Raw genomic sequence first — 17,095 nt, forward strand, 5'->3', positions numbered from 1 at the left:
GCGCCGCCGGGTTCAATCAACCGCGGCCGCGCAGCATGCTCTGCAGCACGCCATCGCGACGCACCCAACCATGGAACAGCGCCGCGGCCAGATGCAGCAGCACGGTGAAAAACAGCAGGTACGCCAGATAACCATGGGCCTTGCGCAACACCGCAAACAGCTGGGCATTGGCCGGCAGGATCGCCGGCAGTTGCAGCGAACTGCCGAGCATCACCGGGTCGCCGGCCGCCGAGATCATGCCCCAGCCCAGCAGCGGCAGGCTCAGCATCAAGGCGTACAGCAGCACATGGGAGGCCTTGGCCGCCAGCACCTGCCAGCCCGGCAGGTCTGCCGGCAACGGCGGTTGTCGGGTGTAGAAACGCACCCAGAGCCGCACCAGCACCAACAGCAGGATGGCGATCCCCAGGGGCTTGTGCAGGTGGATCAGCCATTCATGACGCGCGGAAACCGACGCCACCATGCCGGCGCCGATGAACAGCATGGCGATGATCAGCAACGCCATCAGCCAGTGCAGCAGGCGCGCCAGGGGAGCGAAATGTCGAGGTTGGCTATTCATGGACGTGGCTCCTGGGCGCCGGGCAATTGGCTGACTTCGCTGGTGCGACGCAGGTAGGAACTGGCGTAGGCCGCAGAGCGCGCTGCCAGCAGGGGGTCGTCGGACGCCTGGATGCCGCTGGGCAGGATCAGCGGGTCGTAATTGATGTCCCGACACTCGCCGCTGTTCTGCGCCTGGGTGCTTTGCAGCACCAGGGTCCCGGCGTTGATTACCGGCCGCTGCGCCGGCCAGGCCTTGCTGGCGTCATCCGTGGGGTCACCGGGCGCCGCCAGGGTGATCTGCAAGCGCCAGCGCAGCGGCCCTTGGGCCAGGCGCCGAACCAGGTCCTGCTCCAGGTAGTCGGCGCCTTGCGGGGCACTGCCTGCATCAGGCCCATCCCGGGTCTCGGGCACTACCCCCCAGCGCACTGCCTGGCGCTTGCCGCTGCCATCCACCAGGTAGAAGGCATTGATCCCGTTGTAGCTTTCACTGGCATAGCTGGCCGAAGGTTTGGCGCCCTTGACCCATTGCAGGAACGGCGTCGCCTCGGGATGGCTGGCGAAGAATGCCGGCACTTTGCTCGGGTCCGGCTTGCCCGTGGCCGGATCAGGGGAGCCGGCCTGTTGCAACTGATAGAAGGCTTCGGGAGTGCCCACCGGGAACACCGGCATGCTGTTCATCCCGGTCCGCCACTGCTGGCCGTTGGCCTGGAGGAAACGCAGCGCCAGGCTGCGGATCGGCACGCTGCTGTCCGGCGCATAGGGGTTGCCACTGGGCAGGGCAAAGCGCCCCACCACCGGCGTGCGTGCCTCATTGAACACCAGCGCCGTGGAGTAGGCCCGGGCCTCGCCGCTGCTTTCGAAGTAGCCGATGACGCACACCCCTTTGGCGTGGTTACGGCGATACCCCGGGTGCACGCCATTGTTGGTTTCCAGCACATCCACCAGGGCCTTGGGGGTCAGGCGACCGGGATCGAGGCTGCCATGCACATAGGCCAGAGCCGCCGCAGCGACGGCCACCACCAGGGCGATTGCCCCCAGGCGCAGGGTCAGGCTGACGGGCCCCAGGGGTGGGCGGTCGGGCTTTGATGAAGGATCAACCATGGGACATCTCCAATACGCATAGCCATGAGGGCAAGGACCTGTCAGACGCAGCTCGCCCAGGGTTATTCCACGACCGGTATTTATTTTCCTGCGGCTGGAATAACCTGCTGTGCGGCGCGTCTTCCTAGCCTCAAGCCTAGTGACTGGCCCAGCATCCGCAGGATTTCATGAACGATCTCGACCAACAGCTACGCCCGCTGATTCCAAGGCTGCGCCGCTTTGCCCTGTCCCTGACGCGCCAGCCCAGCAGCGCCGACGATCTGGTGCAGGCCTGCCTGGAACGCGCCCTCGCCGGATGGACCGAGAAACGCCCCGAAGGCGACCTGCGGGCCTGGCTGTTCGCCATCCTCTACCGGCAGTTCCTCGATGCCCACCGGCGTTCCCGACGCTACGCGCGGATGCTGGAGTTCTTCACCGGCCGTGACGACAGCCAGCCCTCGGTGGAGCGCACGGTGATGGCGCAATCGACCCTGGAAGCCTTCGACCGCCTGAATGCCGAACAGCGCGCCCTGCTGCTCTGGGTGTCGGTGGAAGGCTTGAGCTACAAGGAGATCGCCGAGATTCTCCAGGTGCCCACCGGCACCGTGATGTCGCGCCTGTCCCGGGCCCGCCAGGCCCTGCGCCAACTCAGCGACGGCGAAATCAGCAGCCCTTCTCTACGGATACTCAAATGATCAGCCTGCCCCCCAGCGACAGCGACTTGCACGCTTATGTCGACCACCAACTCAGTGAGCAGGACCGCCGGTTGCTGGAACACTACCTGGCCAGCCACCCGCAGGTGGCGGCCCGGGTCCAGGCCTGGCAGCAGGACGCCCAGCACCTGCGGGCGGCCCTGGGTGGTGCACTGCTGCAACCGGCCAACCCGGCGCTGGACCCGGTGCAAATCCGCGCGCGCCTGAAGCAACGTAGCCTGCGCCGCCTGGCCAGTGCCGCGGTGCTCCTGGTGGCGGTGGGCGTGGGCGGCCTGAGCGGCTGGCAGGCGCGGGAACTGACCCTGGCCGGCAGCAGCGTGCTGCCCATGACCGACGCCCTGCAGGCCTATCGTCTGTTTGCCGAGCAGGGCATGCTCCCCGCGGACTTCAAGGTACAGGGCAATCAGAGCATCCAGGCCTGGCTGGACCGCTACTTCACCCAGGCCAGCCCATTGCCGGATCTGCAGGGGGCCGGATTCAGGGCCGTCAGCGGGCGCCTGCTGAGCACCGAGCAAGGCCCCGCGGCCATGGTGCTGTACGAGGATCGCGAGGGGCGCAAGGTCAGCTTCTACATCCGCCCGCCAGGGCCACAGAACAAGCTGCTGCCCCCGGGCAGCCGCCGCGAGGGCCCGTTGCAGGCGCAGTACTGGTCCGGCCAGGGCTACAACTACGCCATGGTCGGCCCGGCGGAAATTCCCCTGTAGCCCTCAGAAGCCCACGTCCAGCACCACGTTGTCGATATAGGTGCCGGCCGGCGGGGTGCTCTGGTCGGTGTAGATCCTGGCGTTGTAGTTGAAGATCTGGCTGCCGGTGCCCAGGCCGTTGCCGGGGTTCACCTCGGCATCGGTGCTGGAGCGCCGGGCACTGCCGACACTGCCCCAGCGGGTGCTACCGGCACTCTTGAAGATGTCGTAGGCCAGGTAGTTGCTGCCGGAAATCATCTGCCTGCGCCCCCCCGCACTCACCGGGTGCTGGCCGTCGCTCAGGCCCACGGTGTAGGCACTGCCCTTGGTGCAGGCCAGGTTGATGGTCTGCCCGGTCACCGTCGCGAAGGCGCTGATCACCGGCGCGCTACCGAAACTGATGTTCGGCGCAGTGATCACGCAATCGTTGGACACCGTCATGTTCACGGTCAGGCTCTGGGTACCGCTGCCGACATCCCGGCCCAGACAGATCCCCAGGGCGCCGATTCCGGAGCAATAGTTCCAGCTCCAGAGAATGCTCAGGTTCTCGGTATAGACCCCCGCCGCCACGTTGCTGCCGGTGAGCGTACCCAGGTAGATGGGCACCGTCTTGGCCACGGTCGGGCTGCCCAGCAGGCCCAGCAGGTCGATGATGGAATTGCGGGCGAAGTCGAACTGCACCCCGCGGGTGATCGGATAGCTGGTGCTGTTGTTGGCGTACAGGGTGTAGCTGATGACGTCGCCGGTAGGTCCCACCATGCCGCTGGTGGTGGAAGTGATGGTGGCGTAGAAATGATCGTTGCTGGCCAGAATGCTCAGCAGCGAGCCGGTACAGCTCAGCCCGGCATTGGTGGTGGAGGCCGGCTGCGAGGTGGTGCGCACCAGGATCGAGCTGACGGTACCGAAGCCTGCCGGCGCGGTCGGGACCGTCGTGCACAGTGCCTGGGCCGTGCACGACAGCACGCTCGCCAGCAGCCCCAGTATTGCCTGTCGCCATCCCTTGCCCGCATTCACACGCCACGCTCCTTGATCCGTTGATACCGCCGTTACTGACAGACCAGCGGGCCGATCAACGGCACCTGCTGCTGTTGCATGTCGATGTCGAACTGCGCCCGGCAGGTCTTGCCGTCGGCCAGTTCCACGTGCAGGGTGTTTTGGGCCGCGAGGTTTTCCAGATAGACCAGCCCATCCCAGCCGACCACCGTCCGCGCCCCGCTCTGCTCATGGGTGACGTTGCTGCCCAGGGGCAGCTCGCGCTGCTGGGCGTCCACCAGCACCACGCTGGCGGCAATGATCCGGGTCAGCGGAAACTCCAGCAGGTAGCCGCTGCCACGCCGCACCGCCACCCGCTGCTCGACATTCGGGCTCTGCACGTTGGCCGGCAGGTTCAGCGGATCGATCTCGTACTTGCCGCGGTAATAGGCGCTGCTCCAGGGCACCAGCAGATGGCCGTTCTTGTCGGTCTGGCCCACCAGCTGGTTTTCATAGCGCACCGGGATGTCCTTGTAGCCGTCGGTACTGACCACCACGAAGGCGTCGTCGATCTGGTTGGCGGCGAACACCTGGCGGTCCATCCACACCAGTGAACCGCTGGCATCGGCCCAGCGGGTCTCGGCATCGCTGGTGCCATAGACCCCGGCCTGCAGGCGCACCGACTGCAGGCGCCAGGTCACATCGGCCTGGCGATAGTCGGCGCCACTGCCGGTGGCGTAGCCAAGGTTGTAGCCAACCCCGCCTTCGATCGGCACCGAGCGGCTGAAGTTGACCCGCTGGCGGTTTTCCCCGGTCTTGCTGCGCTCGTTGCTCAGGCTCAGGCTGCCGTGCAGGTCGAAGGGGACCACCAGTTGTGCCTGCATGGCCCAGTGGCTGTCGCCGATCTCGCGGTTGGCCGACAGGTAGAAGCTGCTGCTGTGCCACAGCGGCTTGCTCCAGGTCAGGTTCAACAGCCGGGTACGGGTCGAGTCGGCGGCGCGCACGTCGAAATAACCGGCGCCCAGGCTGCCGAAGCGCTCCAGGTTGAGGCTCAGGGTCAGTTGCTCGCTACGCTGGCTGAGGCTGGTGTAGGGGCTGTCGACCACCGTCAGGTCGGCGTACTGATCACGCCGCTGCACCCGCTGGTAGGCGACGCTATAGCGCTGGCTGCTGTACTGATAGCCAAGGCTCAACTGCTGGCCGCCGTCGCCGTCGAAACGGCTCTGGCTGACGGCGGTATTGATCACCCCGAACTGCCCCAGCCGCAGGTTGCCGCCGACCCCGCCCAGGGTCAGGGAGTCCGAGGCTTCGGCATGGCCTTCCAGGGTCAGGCTGTCGCTCAGGCCGTAGCGCAGGCTGCCGGAAGTCACCCCCGGGCCATAGCCGAAGTCGCGCAGGGTGTAGTCCCGGCGCAAGGTGCCCGCGGCCACCGAGAAGTCCGTCAGGCCCTTTTGCAGCAAGGTGCTGGTGACGTAGAACGGCACCGTGGTGGACACCTGCCGGCCAAGGGCATCGGTGGTGACCACCACCGCTTCGCCGGCGCCGTTGATGAAGGGAATGTTGGTCAGGGTATAGGGGCCGGGCTGCAGGTCGGCGCTGCTGGATTTGTAGCCGTTGATGAACAGGTCCACCGAGGACGGCACCGCTGCTTCCCCGGCGAACTGCGGCAAGGGATAGGTCACCAGGTCCGGACGCACCGAGAAATCCCGGGACAGTTGCACCCCGCCCAGGCGCACCGAGTTGCTCCAGGGCAAGGCGCCACTGATCAGGTCACCGGCCTCGTAGGTCAGCAGGCGTTCATCGTCGGAAAAACGCCAGGTGGTGTCATAGCGTCGGTAACCGTTGGTCAGGGAGCTGTTCCCAACCCCCGACAGGGTCTGGCGGTACTGCCCCGTGTTGGACAGCGTGCCCCAGGAGTCGAACAGCCGCACCTCGTTCCAGGCCGCCAGGTAGGTGCCGCCGTCATCGGTGTCGTTGAGGTACAGGTCATAGTTGAGCAACCCGCCGAAGCTGCTCAGGGCCGGGGTCCGTGGGTAAGCCTGGCGGCTGCCGATGAATTGCTCCGGCAGCCAGTCGGGCGGCACGTCCAGCAGCAGCCGCTGGCCCTGGCTGTCGTAGTCGCTGTGCAGGCCCGGCAGGCTGTCCAGGTCGACCTCGGCGCCCAGCCCCTCGGGCAGCTTGATCCCGGTTTCACGCAGGGTCTGCGCCGGCAGAAACAGCCGGCCGGAGCGCTGCTCCACCGCCACCACCTTCCCTGTGTTCATCTGATTGATCACCAGTTCCAGAAACAGCTGTGCATCGGCCATCGACTCCAGGCTGCTGGGCGGCGGCGGCAGTTCGCCCGCCGGCACCCCTGCGGCCAGCATCAGGCTACACAGGCCGGTCACCAGCCCTTGCCACCTGCGAAAACGCCGAGCCGGGTCCTGGCTCATTGCGGGCTCAAGTCCATCTATGGACATCTCCATCCCGGGGCGGATGCGCCACCGCGCTCACATCCGTCCGTACCTCTCCCCACCGGCCGTCCGACTGGCGGCCGCGTTGCGCCCGAGGCTCAGTGCGTAGGCGCCAGGTCCTGTACCTGCGGTGCTCCATTGACCCGCAGTTGCAGGGTCGACTCGGCCGCCAGGGTTTCCGGCACCGGCCAGCGCATCACCGCCCCGGGCAACACATAGCCCAGCAGCCCAGGCGCCACGGGCCGGGCCTGCCCGCCCTGCTTGAAGGCCACATCGGTCAGGCGGGCGTGCACCGCACCCTGGTTGCGCAGCTCGAAAAACGTCTTGCCGTCCACTGCCACCTTGCGCCAGCTCAGGTCCGGCACGCCGGCGCCCTTGGGATCGCGTGGACGGGAGGTGTCTTCCTTGCTCCACAGCCCGGCGCCATAGGCGAACAAAGGCACCGAGTAGCGCATCTGGAAGCGGATCGCTGCCGCACTCTTGGCATCCCCTTCCGGGGTGATGGGCTTGGCCGAGGGAATCTCGTCGATGATGATCCGGTACGCCAGCTCCTGCCCCGGTGGCACCTCGCGGGTGCGGGTCAGGCGTACCAGTTGCTTCTGCCCCGGCTCGATCTTCGCCACCGGCGGGCTGCCGATGACATCGCGCTGGTTCTGGTACTGGTCGGCAAAGCCGCTCTGGCTCCAGGCAAACACCCGGATCTGCAGGTTGGCGGTCTCGGTACCGCGGTTCTCCAGCCACAGCGCGCTGGCCTGCTGATCGGCCTCCAGTACCGGGTCGATCGGCCAGATCAGCACCGAACTGGCGGCCTGGACCCTGGGTGCAACCGCCAACAGCCCCGCCAGGATCAGATAACCGGTCCCCCGCATGCCCTGCAAAGGTAAATGCATACTGCTACTCCTTGTCCGCCTGCCGGCTGGTTATGAATGCGCCCCATCACCACGACAGCTGCACCTGCAGCACATCGCTGTACGTCCCCCCAGGCTGATTACCCGGCAACTGCACCTGCCCGTAGATCGGCAGGCTGATGTTATTGGCATCGCTGTAGGCCACGGCCACGCTCTGGCCTATCCCCAGGCTCTGGCTGTAGCCCGCATCGCGAAACAACTGATAGGCCACCCGCGCACTGCCGCTATCGAGCTGCATGTGCCGGCCGCTGCTGTTGTATTGGCCTCCGTCCACCGTCATGTTCAGGGTCACCCCCGGCGTGCACTGCAACTGCACGCCCCCGGTGAGCGCCACTCTGACCGTGCTGGTGGACAGCGCCGACTGGCTGCCGAAGGCCAGGCTGCCGTAGTTGCTGACGCCCCCCACCACCAGGCACCCGGCGGTGATGGTGGCGCTGACCTGGAAGCTCTGGCTGGTGGCCGCAGCGATCCACCCCGGCCAGGCACTCGCGCAGGCCAGGAGCAGCAGCGCACAAGCGTGGCTGGCCATGGCATCAGAAGGTCAGTTGCACGGACACCGTATCGGTGTAGGTGCCGGCCGGTAGCCCCGCCTTGCCCACCGCCTGGCCATAGAGGTTCACGGTTTGCGCCACCCCGGTGCTGGGCGCCAGGTTGATCACGCCGTTGATCGCGACGATCTGCGAATGCCCGGAGTCGGTGTACAGGTCATAGGGCACATAGTTGGCCACCCCGTCGAACAGGGCCCGGGTGCCACCGGTGGACTTGCCGTCATTGGCGCCGCCCTGGATGGTCAGGGTCGGCGTGGTACCGGTGGAGCAGAGGATCGACAGCGCGCCGCCACCGCCGCCCAGCACTTGGCCGGTGGCGGTGGTGAACAGGCTGTTGGTGGTGCCGAAGTTCAGGGCACCGAAGTTCAGCCCGGTGCTGCCGCCGACGCCGTTGACCTGGCAACTGCTGGTGAGGATCAGGGTCGAGCTGATCTGCCCGGTGACCGTGGTGGCGGCGTTGGCCGTTGAAGCCATGACCAGCCCCAACAGAGGCCAGCCGATTCTGGATACAAGCGCGTACATGATGTGTGTCCTCTCATGGTTTACCAATCCAGCGTGATGGTCAGGGTGTCGGTGTAGAGCCCTGCCGGAACCGCGCGGGTATTCGCGACCACAGAGCCGAACACCGGGATGGGAATCCGTCTGCCGCTGCTCACTGCGAAATTGCGCTGCTGGCCGATGCTGTAGCTGTCGCTACCGGATGCATCGACGAACAATCGATAGGGGATGGTCTGGCGGCCATTGCTCAAGCGCCGGGTCGTGCCGTCGCCGTTGAGGCCGCCATTGATGGTCACGGTGAAACCGGTGACCGAGGAGTTGCAGGCCACCTGCAGTTGGCCCTCGGCGCTGTTGGTGAGGCTGGCCTTGATCGGCGCGACCCAGGTCGGGCCCTGCTGGCCGAAGTTGAGCATGCCCGGGTCGCCGATCGGGCTGGCAGACGGATCGCCGCCGCTGCTGACCTGGCAGGCAGCGGTAATCACCAGGCGTGCCTGGATCTGCCCGCTGATTGCCGCCTGGGCGTCGTCCGCCAACAGGCACAACGAACCCAGGGCGACAATCGTCCAGGTCCTGCCTTTCATTGCAGCCATCCCAGTTCCATCAGGACTCCCACATGGGCCGTTCACCATGAACCGCCCTCCCTGCTCTGCCCCGTTACTCGTGGCAGCATTCATGCCCCGGCCCTACCAGGTCAGGGTCACTTTCAATAGATCGGAATAACCGCCGGCCCGGGGGATCTCGACCAAAGGTTCGATACGCCCGTACAAGGGCAGGTCCACCGTGCCGGAATCCGGCACCCGGCCACTGACCGGTACATTCACCGGCAGCGGAATCCGCCGGGCCGGGTCCTGGTAGAGGCGATAAGGAATGGGTTTGCCGGCCCGGGTGTTGCTGGCCAGGTAGCGCACTTCGCCGACACCACCGTGCAGGCCGCCGTCGATGCGCATCTGATAGGGGGTATCGGGGTTGCATTCCAGGCGCGGCTGGCGGCTGCTCGGCAGTGCCGCCGACAAGGGCCCGGCCGGGTCGTCCAGGCGTGCGGTGCTGCCGAAGTCCAGGGTACCGAGCTGTTCGATCCCCGCTTCGCGCTGCTGGCCGACCAACTGGCAGCCACGCAGCACATCGACCCGGACCTGCACCTGCAAGTCCGCGGCCCCTGCTGTCGCGCTGAGCAATGCGCCCATCACTGCCACACCCTTATATCCATTCAAGGCCTCAATCCTTATGAGGAGCATTCGCTGAAGTCAGGTTAGCAACCCGCGGGGAAACCGCCAGTTAGCGTATTAATTGCTCACGGCATGAGCGCTGCGCCGGCACGGCTGCAGCCATGCCTTTTCGAGATGACTGGCCGGGGCATTTTCTATTGGTTAAATTGGCGCGCCGCTCTTAAGGTGAGCGGCCTGGAACCATCGGGGTAATCACCATTGGCCGCTTTACCGCCAAAATCTGCACAGACTCGATCTCCCTGGCGTCGCCTGTTCGCCAGGCCCGCCCGCCGCTCGAGCGCCGCTGGCGCGCTGATCCATGACTACTTTCGCCATAAGGCCCAGGACCTGGGCTACACCCTGAGCCATGGCCAGTTGCAGGTGATCGAGCGCATGGGGCAACTGGCCGACGCCCTGGAGCAGGCCACCCCGCAGGCGCCGAGCCTGTACCTGTATGGCGCCGTGGGGCGGGGCAAGAGCTGGCTGCTGGACGGCTTCTTCCGTGCCCTGCCCATCGACGAGAAACAGCGCCTGCATTTCCATGACTTCTTCGCCCAACTGCACCAGGGCATGTTTCGCCACCAGCAGCAGGCCGATGCCCTGGAAACCACCCTGGACGAGCTGCTCCGCCAGTGCCGGGTACTGTGTTTCGATGAGTTCCATGTCCACGACATCGGCGACGCCATGCTCATCACCCGGCTGTTCAAGGCCCTGTTCAAGCGCGGCATCGTGCTGCTGGTGACCTCCAACTACGCCCCCGAAGGCCTGCTGCCCAACCCGCTGTACCATGCCCGCTTCAAACCGGTGATCGAACTGATCAACGCGCGCATGCAGGTCATGGAAGTCGGCGGTGCCGAGGATTACCGGACCCACGCGCAAACCCACGAGCAACAGGCCTTTACCCGGGGGCAGTATCTCTGGCCCGGCACCGCGGCCCAGCGCCAGGCGCTCAAGCTGCCCGAACGCCATGCCCCGGCAACGCTGCTGCAGGTCGGCAGCCGCCAGCTGACCACCCGCCAGCGCCAGCAGCGCAGCATCCGCTTCGAATTCAACGACCTGTGCCAGCAGCCCACGGCAGTCATGGACTACCTGGAACTGAGCCGACAGTTCGACACCTGGATCATCGATGAACTGCCGCCACTGGCGGAGTGCTCGATCGCCGCCCAGCAGCGCTTCATCAATCTGATCGACGTGCTCTACGACCAGGACAAGCGCCTGCTGCTGATCGGCCAGCGCCCGCTGGCCGAAAGCCTGGGCGGCCACGCCATCGACCTGGCCCGCACCCGCAGCCGCCTCGGGCAATTGCAGGAAATCGGCCCCGAGCACCCGCTTGAGCAGGTAGCCACATGAGTTCGATCAGCTTTTGCGAGCTGGTGTGCCTGCACCTGCAAGATTCAACCCTCCAGCACTCCCGGCTATTTGGCCTGGAGAGTTTCTCGGCAGCCGAACTGGCGGCCAAAGGCTATGAGCGGGTCGGCGAGCCCCAGGACTTTCACCAGTATGAAAAACGCTGCACGACGCGCTACCACCAGCGAACCCTGGAGGTGCTGTTCAAGTGCTACTTCCTTGACCGGCAACGGGTCGGCAGTGGCTTCAACCTGGCCCCTGGGGCCCGCCTGACGTCGGTGCTCAAGTACAGGAAACGCCTTGCGGCCCAGCAAAACCTGCCCCCTTCGCAGTTGGCTTTCCATTTCTCGGACGACAAGCAGGAAGGCGCGGTGATTCTGGATGACCGGCACGTCATGCGTTTCAACCAATGGAGCCGCCAAGGCGCCTACCTGCTTGCAACCCTGGAGAGCGACTTCGACCTGGAAAGCCCGCTGGGCAGAGCCGCCACCGGATCGGTAAAAAATACCCTGGAGCACCACAGCCTGGAGTCGATGCTGGCTGAGGCCGGGAACTCCAGGCAACCCGCGGCATTTCGCCGGCTGGCTGGAGCACTGCAAGATGCAAGCATTTGACCGCAAAGAGATTTACCGACTGGCAGAGGCACTCTTGCGCGCCATTGAACATGCCCAGCCGACGGCATTGGCGGCAGTTGGCGTGAGCCCGGCCATTTATGCAGAAATCCTCGAAGAGCTGGACAGCTCGGGAGAACAGGCCGGCGACCTGGCCCTTGCGCCCTATGATCGGGCATTCCAGCCGGACCGCAGCGGCCGGGTGGCCCTGGACCTTTACCCGCTGGGCACCGAGCCATCGACCATGAGAGTGGCCTGCCAGCTGTGGTCCAAAGGCCGCAAGACCGACCTGACCCTGATTGCCGACTACGTTCAAGGAGCGGGCGCGTTGGCCTTCAGGCTGCTGGAAACCCAATAGCCCCCATCCCATGGCCGCTCAGGCAGCAAAAACCGTCGAACTGCTTTATTCTGCCCGCCTTTTTCTTCTTTCGAGTGTTGACGCTGTTCATGGATACCCTTGCCCAACTGCGGGCTGGCCAACTGGCCGGCATCAAGCGCCTGGACCTGTCCTGCGGGCTGACCGAGTTCCCCCGGGAAATCTTCGATCTGGCCGACTCCCTGGAGATCCTCAACCTCAGTGGCAACGCCCTGAGCAGCCTGCCCGAGGACCTGCACCGGCTCACTCGCCTGCGCATCCTGTTCTGCTCGGACAACCGGTTCAGTGAAGTACCGGCCTGCCTCGGCCAATGCCTGCAACTGAGCATGATCGGCTTCAAGGCCAACCGCATCGAGCGGGTGCCGGCCGCCGCCCTGCCACCGCAACTGCGCTGGCTGATCCTCACCGATAACCGCATCGCTGAGCTGCCGGAAGAACTGGGCCAGCGCCCGCTGCTGCAAAAACTCATGCTCGCCGGCAACCGCCTGACCCGCCTGCCCGAAAGCCTGGGCCAGTGCCACCGCCTGGAACTGCTGCGGATTGCCGCCAACCGCCTGACCGAGCTGCCGCCGTTCCTCCTGGCCCTGCCGCGCCTGACCTGGCTGGCCTATGCCGGCAACCCGCTGGAGTCGGAAGCCGATGCCACGGCCCTGGAATCCACACCGACCATCCCCTGGAGCGAACTGACCCTGGAACAGCGCCTGGGCGAAGGCGCCTCGGGGGTGATTCACCAAGCGCAGTGGCAGCCCGCCGGGCAACCGCCGCGGGCGGTGGCGGTCAAGCTGTACAAGGGCGAGATGACCAGCGACGGCTCGCCGCTGCATGAAATGAACGCCTGCATCAGCGCCGGGCTGCACCCGAACCTGATCCGCGTCGAAGGCCGCATCCTCGACCACCCCCAGGGCCAGAACGGCCTGGTGATGCAGCTAATCGACAAAAGTTTTGCCAACCTTGCAGCGCTGCCCAGCCTGGACTCCTGCTCCCGGGACATCTACCCGGACGACACCCGCTTCAACGCCGACGTAACCCTGGGCATCGCCCTGGGCATCGCCTCGGTGGGCGCCCACCTGCACGCCCAGGGCATTACCCATGGCGACCTCTATGGCCACAACACCTTGTGGAACGCCCAGGGCGACTGCCTGCTGGGTGATTTTGGCGCAGCGTCCTTCCATGCCCAGGACGACACCGTGCAAAGCCGGGCGCTGCAACGCCTGGAAGTGCGGGCCTTCGGTATCTTGCTGGAGGAATTGCTGGAGCGCGGGGATGGCTCGCTGAGCCTGGGGCAACAGCAGAAACTGGCGGCGCTGGTGCAGCGCTGCTGCCAGCCGGAGGTACTGGCGCGACCGGGCTTTACCCAGGTCTGCGAGGAATTGGCGGGGCTTTAAAACAGCTTCGCCGGCCAGCCGGCTCCTACAAAGGTATGCAGGAGCGGGCTGGCCGGCGAATCGCCTTAGCCTGCCAGGCCGACGAACATGTCCTGCACGTCGTCATGGTTGTCCAGGCCTTCGAGGAACGCCTCGACTTCAGCCATCTGCTCATCGCTCAGGCCGCTGACCGGGTTCTTCGGCTGGTAGCCAAGCTTGGCCGAAAGCACGGTGAAACCTTGCTCGGGCAGGGCTTTCTGTACCGCATCCAGGTCCGCAGGCTCGGTCAGGAACAGGGTCGCGCCCTCTTCGCCCGGCTCGAAGTCCTGGGCTCCAGCCTCGATGGCGGCCAGTTCCGGATCGGCGTCCGGGCTGTCCGGCGAGGCCTCGATCATGCCCACGTGGTTGAAATCCCAGGACACCGAACCCGAAGCGCCCAGTTGGCCCTTGCGGAACGCCACGCGGATTTCCGCCACGGTACGGTTGATGTTGTCGGTCACGCATTCAACGATCAGGGGTACCTGGTGCGGGGCAAAACCTTCGTAGGTCACGCGGTGGTACTGCACGGTCTCGCCCAGCTGGCCCGAGCCTTTCTTGATGGCACGCTCCAGGGTCTCGCGGGGCATCGAAGCCTTTTTCGCCTGTTCCACCACCAGCCGCAGGTGGGCGTTGGTGGCGGTGTCGGCGCCGTTACGTGCGGCGATGGTGATCTCTTTGACCAGCTTGCCGAAAATCTTGCCCTTGGCATTGGCTGCCGCTTCTTTGTGTTTAACCTTCCACTGTGCGCCCATTACTCACTCTCTTGATCTATGGCGTCGAGTTGGATTTGGCCGACGCGATGGGCAAGTTTATACGTCCTCAAGGCCCTGATCGACCAAAAAGTCAGTGGCTGGCAGGCTTCAGCCCTTGTCGGCCTTGCCGGCCGCCGCAGCGAAACGCGCCAGGCGCACATCCAGGTGCCGCGGCCGGCGCCCGTGGTCCTCGGCCCGTTCCTTGCGGCGGATGGCGTTGCGCACCACCAGCGAACCCAGGTAGCGGATCGGCTCCGGCGGGAAGTAGCCCAGGGGGCCATTGACCAGCGGCGAGCGAGTCCAGGGGTTGTCCAGCCCCTGCACCAGGGAGGCGAGGATCTGCCCGCCCATATGGCAGGGGCCGACGCCGCTGCCGGAATACCCGAAACCGTAGAACACATTGCCCGCGCGGCTCATCTGGCCGAAGAACGGCAAGCCGGTCACCGAGCGATCCGACGGGCCATTCCAGGTGGCCGCCACCGGCACGTCGGCAAAGGCCGGGAAGAACTGCCCCAGGCTGCGCTTGAGCAAGCCGGCGTAGGGCGACGGCTGGTCGAACACCGGCAGCATCCGCCCGCCGTAGGCGAAGGTGTTGCCGCCCTTGCCGAGCATGATCCGACCGTCCGGGGTGTTGTGGTAGTAGTGCACGAAGATCCGCGAATCCAGCACCGTCACGCCGCTGGTCAGGCCGATCTGCTGCAGCAGTTGGGGCCTCGGCTCGGTGATCAGCATGTCGCTGGAAACAATCGCCACGCTGCGCTCGAATTGCGGGAAGGCCCGGGCCATCCAGGCATTCATCGCCAGTACCACGCGCTCGGCGCGGATCTGCCCCAGGGGCGTGCGCAACAGCGCCGGGCGCCCCTCCTCCAGCCCGGTCATGGCGGTGTTCTCGTGAATCCTCACGCCCAGTTGCAGGGCCACCCGGCGCAGCCCGCGCACCAGCAGGCCCGGCTGTACGCTGGCCGCCGCCGGCGAATACCAGCCCTCCAGATGCTGGCTGGAACCGGCCATGCGCTGCACGTCGGCCAGGGGTCGCTTGTCGAAGGAGTTGATGCCGCGGCGCTCCAGCGCAGCGATCACGCCATCGGTGGAGCCGACCTGGGCCGGGTTGGTGGCCGTGTACAAAGTGCCGTCGAGGCGGTACTGGGCATCCACCCCGTAGCGCTCGCAGAAGGCGCCGATGGCATAGATGCTCTGCTCGGATTCCTTGACCAGGCGCACGGCCTCCTCGACACCGAACAGCCGCTCCAGGGTGAAGTACTTGGCCGACCAGGACAGCGCACAGCCGCCGTTGCGCCCACTGGCACCGGCGCCGCAGATATCCGCCTCGATCAGCAGCACGTCCAGCCCGGGGTTCTGCTCCTTGAGCATGATGGCGGTCCACAGCCCGGTGTAGCCGCCGCCGACAATAGCCACCTGGCAGGTCGTGTCGCCCGACAGTGGCGGGCACGCCGGTGAGGGTTGCTGTTGCAGGGCCTGTTCCAGCCAGAAAGGTCGCATGGTGAGTCTCCAGGTAAAAAACGGCGAGTGGGTTCGCTGGCAAGCCTGCTCCTACAAGCCTTCGTAGGAGCCGGTTTGCCGGCGAAGAGGCCCGAAAGTCAGGTACGCAGCGGTTTGATCAGCAAAGGTCCATTGGGAACGAGTGCGCGCACCGGCTCGAGCCCTTGGGGCCGGCTGTTCCAGTACGGCACCAGCACCAGGGCCGAGACCAGGGCGCAGGCGGCAAACACGATGAACACCGTGACCGTGTCGAAGTAACCCGGCAGCAGGCCACCCAGCACCGCGCCCACCGAGCCGCAGCCATTGACGAAACCGGCCGCGGTGGCCCCGGCCTTGGCCGAGCCGAAGTCGATGGCTGCAGCGCCACAGATCATCGAGTCCGGCCCGTACAGGGTCAGGCCCATGAAAAACAGCAGGGCCATCACCAGCACGACGCTGCCGGTATGCAGAGCGCCCATGAACAGCGCCAGGGACAGGGTCAGCGCCAGCAGGCTGATGACACAGGCCGGCATGCGCCGGGCGCCGAACAGCTTGTCCGAGGCCAGGCCGATCATCACCGGCCCCAGCAGCCCGGCCAGCTCGAAGCTGGTGGGCACGATCGCCGCCCCCACCTTGCCCACCGAGGGCATCTGTTCGTAGACGATCACCGGCCCCCACAGCAGGATCGCGTAACGCGCCGGCTTGAGCAGGAAGTACGACAGCCCGAGGATCAGCACCGTGCGGTTGCGCAGGATCTCGCGCAGCGGTTCCCAGACGCTCATGCGCCGTTCGGCGGCGTCTTCTTCGGCGCTCTGCGGGAGCAATGGCTCCACGGCCGGCAGGCCCACGTCCTCCGGGGTATTGCGCTGGAAGATGAAGAACAGCACCGCGGTCAGGCCCACCACCACCGCACTGGAAATGAACGCCGCGTGCCAGGTGCCGATCAGCGTATAGGCCCACCAGCCGGCAAAGGGCGAGGCCACCAGGCCGCCGAAGGCGTAGCAGGAACTCCACAGCCCCAGCACCCTGCCGCGCTGCCCGGCGGGAAAGAAACTGCCGATGTTCTTGCACAGCCCCGACCAGCCCGTGGACTGCGCCAGCCCCTGGACCAGCATGCAGGTGGCGAACACCGGCAAGGTGGCGAAGCTGCCCATCACCAGCGCCGCAGCGGCGGAAATCAGCAAGCCGCCCAGCACCACCACCCGCGGGCCGAAGCGGTCGGCGAAGATGCCCCAGGTGAACTGCCCCACGGCGTAGGCCGCCAGGTAGATGGCGTCGAGGTTGGCCATGGCCATCTTGTCGAGGGTGAAGTCGGGATCGTCGGCGATCCCGAGCTTGGCGACGGAAAAGGCTTTGCGGGTGAAGTAGAACGCCGCGTAGGCGATCCAGGTGATGGCGAAAATCTGCACGCGCCAACGTTTGATGGTGCCGATCTGCTTGTTCATTGTGGTTCTGACCTCAGGGTGAGTGTGCCGGCAGGATGCGAAGCAAACGCCTGTGTTTTTTATTCTTGAGCACTGCAGCAGGGCC

18 protein-coding genes are annotated in these 17,095 nt (G+C 65.8%); 6 read left to right on the forward strand and 12 right to left on the reverse strand.

What is annotated here, in order from left to right; translation table 11 throughout:
* Window positions 1–16: 16 nt before the first annotated feature.
* Complete coding sequence (locus AC1RGE_RS09970) at window positions 17–556, reverse strand: cytochrome b (RefSeq protein WP_011062232.1); 540 nt, start codon at window positions 554–556, stop codon at window positions 17–19.
* On the reverse strand, window positions 553–1,638 hold the full coding sequence (locus tag AC1RGE_RS09975; RefSeq protein WP_053152717.1) for a catalase family peroxidase: 1,086 nt from the start codon (window positions 1,636–1,638) through the stop codon (window positions 553–555). The genes AC1RGE_RS09970 and AC1RGE_RS09975 overlap by 4 nt, the downstream gene beginning before the upstream one ends.
* Window positions 1,639–1,805: 167 nt before the next feature.
* On the opposite strand from AC1RGE_RS09975, the gene AC1RGE_RS09980 reads away from it, so the two are divergent.
* Window positions 1,806–2,312, forward strand: a complete 507-nt coding sequence (locus AC1RGE_RS09980; RefSeq protein WP_011062234.1) for an RNA polymerase sigma factor — start codon at window positions 1,806–1,808, stop codon at window positions 2,310–2,312.
* On the forward strand, window positions 2,309–3,034 hold the full coding sequence (locus AC1RGE_RS09985; protein ID WP_015636323.1) for an anti-sigma factor family protein: 726 nt from the start codon (window positions 2,309–2,311) through the stop codon (window positions 3,032–3,034). Before AC1RGE_RS09980 ends, AC1RGE_RS09985 begins: the two co-directional genes overlap by 4 nt.
* Before the next feature lie 3 nt (window positions 3,035–3,037).
* Here AC1RGE_RS09985 and AC1RGE_RS09990 read toward each other — a convergent pair whose 3' ends face one another.
* From AC1RGE_RS09990 to AC1RGE_RS10020, 7 genes are all read right to left on the reverse strand, one after another.
* Window positions 3,038–4,027 carry a Csu type fimbrial protein gene (locus AC1RGE_RS09990; RefSeq protein WP_011062236.1) on the reverse strand — a complete coding sequence of 330 codons (990 nt, stop codon included), beginning with the start codon at window positions 4,025–4,027 and terminating at the stop codon, window positions 3,038–3,040.
* Between the two features lie 32 nt (window positions 4,028–4,059).
* On the reverse strand, window positions 4,060–6,417 hold the full coding sequence (locus tag AC1RGE_RS09995) for a fimbria/pilus outer membrane usher protein (RefSeq protein ID WP_492584129.1): 2,358 nt from the start codon (window positions 6,415–6,417) through the stop codon (window positions 4,060–4,062).
* A 119-nt stretch (window positions 6,418–6,536) separates the two neighbouring features.
* A complete protein-coding gene (locus tag AC1RGE_RS10000; RefSeq protein WP_011062238.1) occupies window positions 6,537–7,328 on the reverse strand; it encodes a fimbrial biogenesis chaperone in 792 nt (263 codons plus the stop codon).
* A gap of 46 nt (window positions 7,329–7,374) precedes the next feature.
* Entirely contained in the window at window positions 7,375–7,875 is a 501-nt protein-coding gene (locus tag AC1RGE_RS10005) for a Csu type fimbrial protein (protein ID WP_011062239.1), read from the reverse strand.
* Window positions 7,876–7,879: 4 nt separating this feature from the next.
* The gene (locus tag AC1RGE_RS10010) at window positions 7,880–8,416 is read right to left on the reverse strand and encodes a Csu type fimbrial protein (RefSeq protein WP_011062240.1); all 537 of its coding nucleotides are present in this window, start codon (window positions 8,414–8,416) and stop codon (window positions 7,880–7,882) included.
* A gap of 20 nt (window positions 8,417–8,436) precedes the next feature.
* On the reverse strand, window positions 8,437–8,973 hold the full coding sequence (locus AC1RGE_RS10015) for a Csu type fimbrial protein (RefSeq protein ID WP_011062241.1): 537 nt from the start codon (window positions 8,971–8,973) through the stop codon (window positions 8,437–8,439).
* 102 nt (window positions 8,974–9,075) lie between these two features.
* Window positions 9,076–9,576 carry a Csu type fimbrial protein gene (locus tag AC1RGE_RS10020; protein WP_492584268.1) on the reverse strand — a complete coding sequence of 167 codons (501 nt, stop codon included), beginning with the start codon at window positions 9,574–9,576 and terminating at the stop codon, window positions 9,076–9,078.
* 240 nt (window positions 9,577–9,816) lie between these two features.
* Between AC1RGE_RS10020 and zapE the strand changes: the two genes are divergently transcribed.
* From zapE to AC1RGE_RS10040, 4 genes are all read left to right on the forward strand, one after another.
* Window positions 9,817–10,947 (forward strand): cell division protein ZapE, encoded by a 1,131-nt coding sequence (zapE, locus tag AC1RGE_RS10025; protein ID WP_492584131.1) that lies wholly within the window; start codon window positions 9,817–9,819, stop codon window positions 10,945–10,947.
* Entirely contained in the window at window positions 10,944–11,558 is a 615-nt protein-coding gene (locus AC1RGE_RS10030) for a hypothetical protein (protein WP_169893234.1), read from the forward strand. Before zapE ends, AC1RGE_RS10030 begins: the two co-directional genes overlap by 4 nt.
* Complete coding sequence (locus AC1RGE_RS10035; protein WP_350022978.1) at window positions 11,545–11,913, forward strand: hypothetical protein; 369 nt, start codon at window positions 11,545–11,547, stop codon at window positions 11,911–11,913. The genes AC1RGE_RS10030 and AC1RGE_RS10035 overlap by 14 nt, the downstream gene beginning before the upstream one ends.
* 89 nt (window positions 11,914–12,002) lie before the next feature.
* Window positions 12,003–13,316: a leucine-rich repeat-containing protein kinase family protein gene (locus AC1RGE_RS10040; RefSeq protein WP_093409388.1), complete on the forward strand. Its 1,314-nt coding sequence runs from the start codon at window positions 12,003–12,005 to the stop codon at window positions 13,314–13,316.
* 65 nt (window positions 13,317–13,381) lie between these two features.
* Here AC1RGE_RS10040 and AC1RGE_RS10045 read toward each other — a convergent pair whose 3' ends face one another.
* The 3 genes from AC1RGE_RS10045 to AC1RGE_RS10055 form a co-directional block, all read right to left on the reverse strand.
* Window positions 13,382–14,086 (reverse strand): YebC/PmpR family DNA-binding transcriptional regulator, encoded by a 705-nt coding sequence (locus AC1RGE_RS10045; RefSeq protein WP_011062247.1) that lies wholly within the window; start codon window positions 14,084–14,086, stop codon window positions 13,382–13,384.
* Between the two features lie 108 nt (window positions 14,087–14,194).
* Window positions 14,195–15,586, reverse strand: a complete 1,392-nt coding sequence (locus tag AC1RGE_RS10050) for an FAD-dependent oxidoreductase (protein ID WP_011062248.1) — start codon at window positions 15,584–15,586, stop codon at window positions 14,195–14,197.
* A 98-nt stretch (window positions 15,587–15,684) separates the two neighbouring features.
* Window positions 15,685–17,010: an MFS transporter gene (locus tag AC1RGE_RS10055; protein WP_492584133.1), complete on the reverse strand. Its 1,326-nt coding sequence runs from the start codon at window positions 17,008–17,010 to the stop codon at window positions 15,685–15,687.
* Window positions 17,011–17,095: the final 85 nt, after the last annotated feature.

It is taken from the genome of Pseudomonas sp. GW823-FHT02C05 (genome assembly GCF_058797595.1).

What these genes read in the sequence shown, in the direction of transcription:
- AC1RGE_RS09970 (WP_011062232.1), bottom strand. Translation starts at nt 556, where the DNA reads ATGAATAGCCAACCTCGACATTTCGCTCCCCTGGCGCGCCTGCTGCAC.
- AC1RGE_RS09975 (WP_053152717.1), bottom strand. Translation starts at nt 1,638, where the DNA reads ATGGTTGATCCTTCATCAAAGCCCGACCGCCCACCCCTGGGGCCCGTC.
- AC1RGE_RS09980 (WP_011062234.1), top strand. Translation starts at nt 1,806, where the DNA reads ATGAACGATCTCGACCAACAGCTACGCCCGCTGATTCCAAGGCTGCGC.
- AC1RGE_RS09985 (WP_015636323.1), top strand. Translation starts at nt 2,309, where the DNA reads ATGATCAGCCTGCCCCCCAGCGACAGCGACTTGCACGCTTATGTCGAC.
- AC1RGE_RS09995 (WP_492584129.1), bottom strand. Translation starts at nt 6,417, where the DNA reads ATGAGCCAGGACCCGGCTCGGCGTTTTCGCAGGTGGCAAGGGCTGGTG.
- AC1RGE_RS10000 (WP_011062238.1), bottom strand. Translation starts at nt 7,328, where the DNA reads ATGCATTTACCTTTGCAGGGCATGCGGGGGACCGGTTATCTGATCCTG.
- AC1RGE_RS10005 (WP_011062239.1), bottom strand. Translation starts at nt 7,875, where the DNA reads ATGGCCAGCCACGCTTGTGCGCTGCTGCTCCTGGCCTGCGCGAGTGCC.
- AC1RGE_RS10010 (WP_011062240.1), bottom strand. Translation starts at nt 8,416, where the DNA reads ATGTACGCGCTTGTATCCAGAATCGGCTGGCCTCTGTTGGGGCTGGTC.
- AC1RGE_RS10015 (WP_011062241.1), bottom strand. Translation starts at nt 8,973, where the DNA reads ATGAAAGGCAGGACCTGGACGATTGTCGCCCTGGGTTCGTTGTGCCTG.
- AC1RGE_RS10020 (WP_492584268.1), bottom strand. Translation starts at nt 9,576, where the DNA reads ATGGGCGCATTGCTCAGCGCGACAGCAGGGGCCGCGGACTTGCAGGTG.
- AC1RGE_RS10030 (WP_169893234.1), top strand. Translation starts at nt 10,944, where the DNA reads ATGAGTTCGATCAGCTTTTGCGAGCTGGTGTGCCTGCACCTGCAAGAT.
- AC1RGE_RS10035 (WP_350022978.1), top strand. Translation starts at nt 11,545, where the DNA reads ATGCAAGCATTTGACCGCAAAGAGATTTACCGACTGGCAGAGGCACTC.
- AC1RGE_RS10040 (WP_093409388.1), top strand. Translation starts at nt 12,003, where the DNA reads ATGGATACCCTTGCCCAACTGCGGGCTGGCCAACTGGCCGGCATCAAG.
- AC1RGE_RS10045 (WP_011062247.1), bottom strand. Translation starts at nt 14,086, where the DNA reads ATGGGCGCACAGTGGAAGGTTAAACACAAAGAAGCGGCAGCCAATGCC.
- AC1RGE_RS10050 (WP_011062248.1), bottom strand. Translation starts at nt 15,586, where the DNA reads ATGCGACCTTTCTGGCTGGAACAGGCCCTGCAACAGCAACCCTCACCG.
- AC1RGE_RS10055 (WP_492584133.1), bottom strand. Translation starts at nt 17,010, where the DNA reads ATGAACAAGCAGATCGGCACCATCAAACGTTGGCGCGTGCAGATTTTC.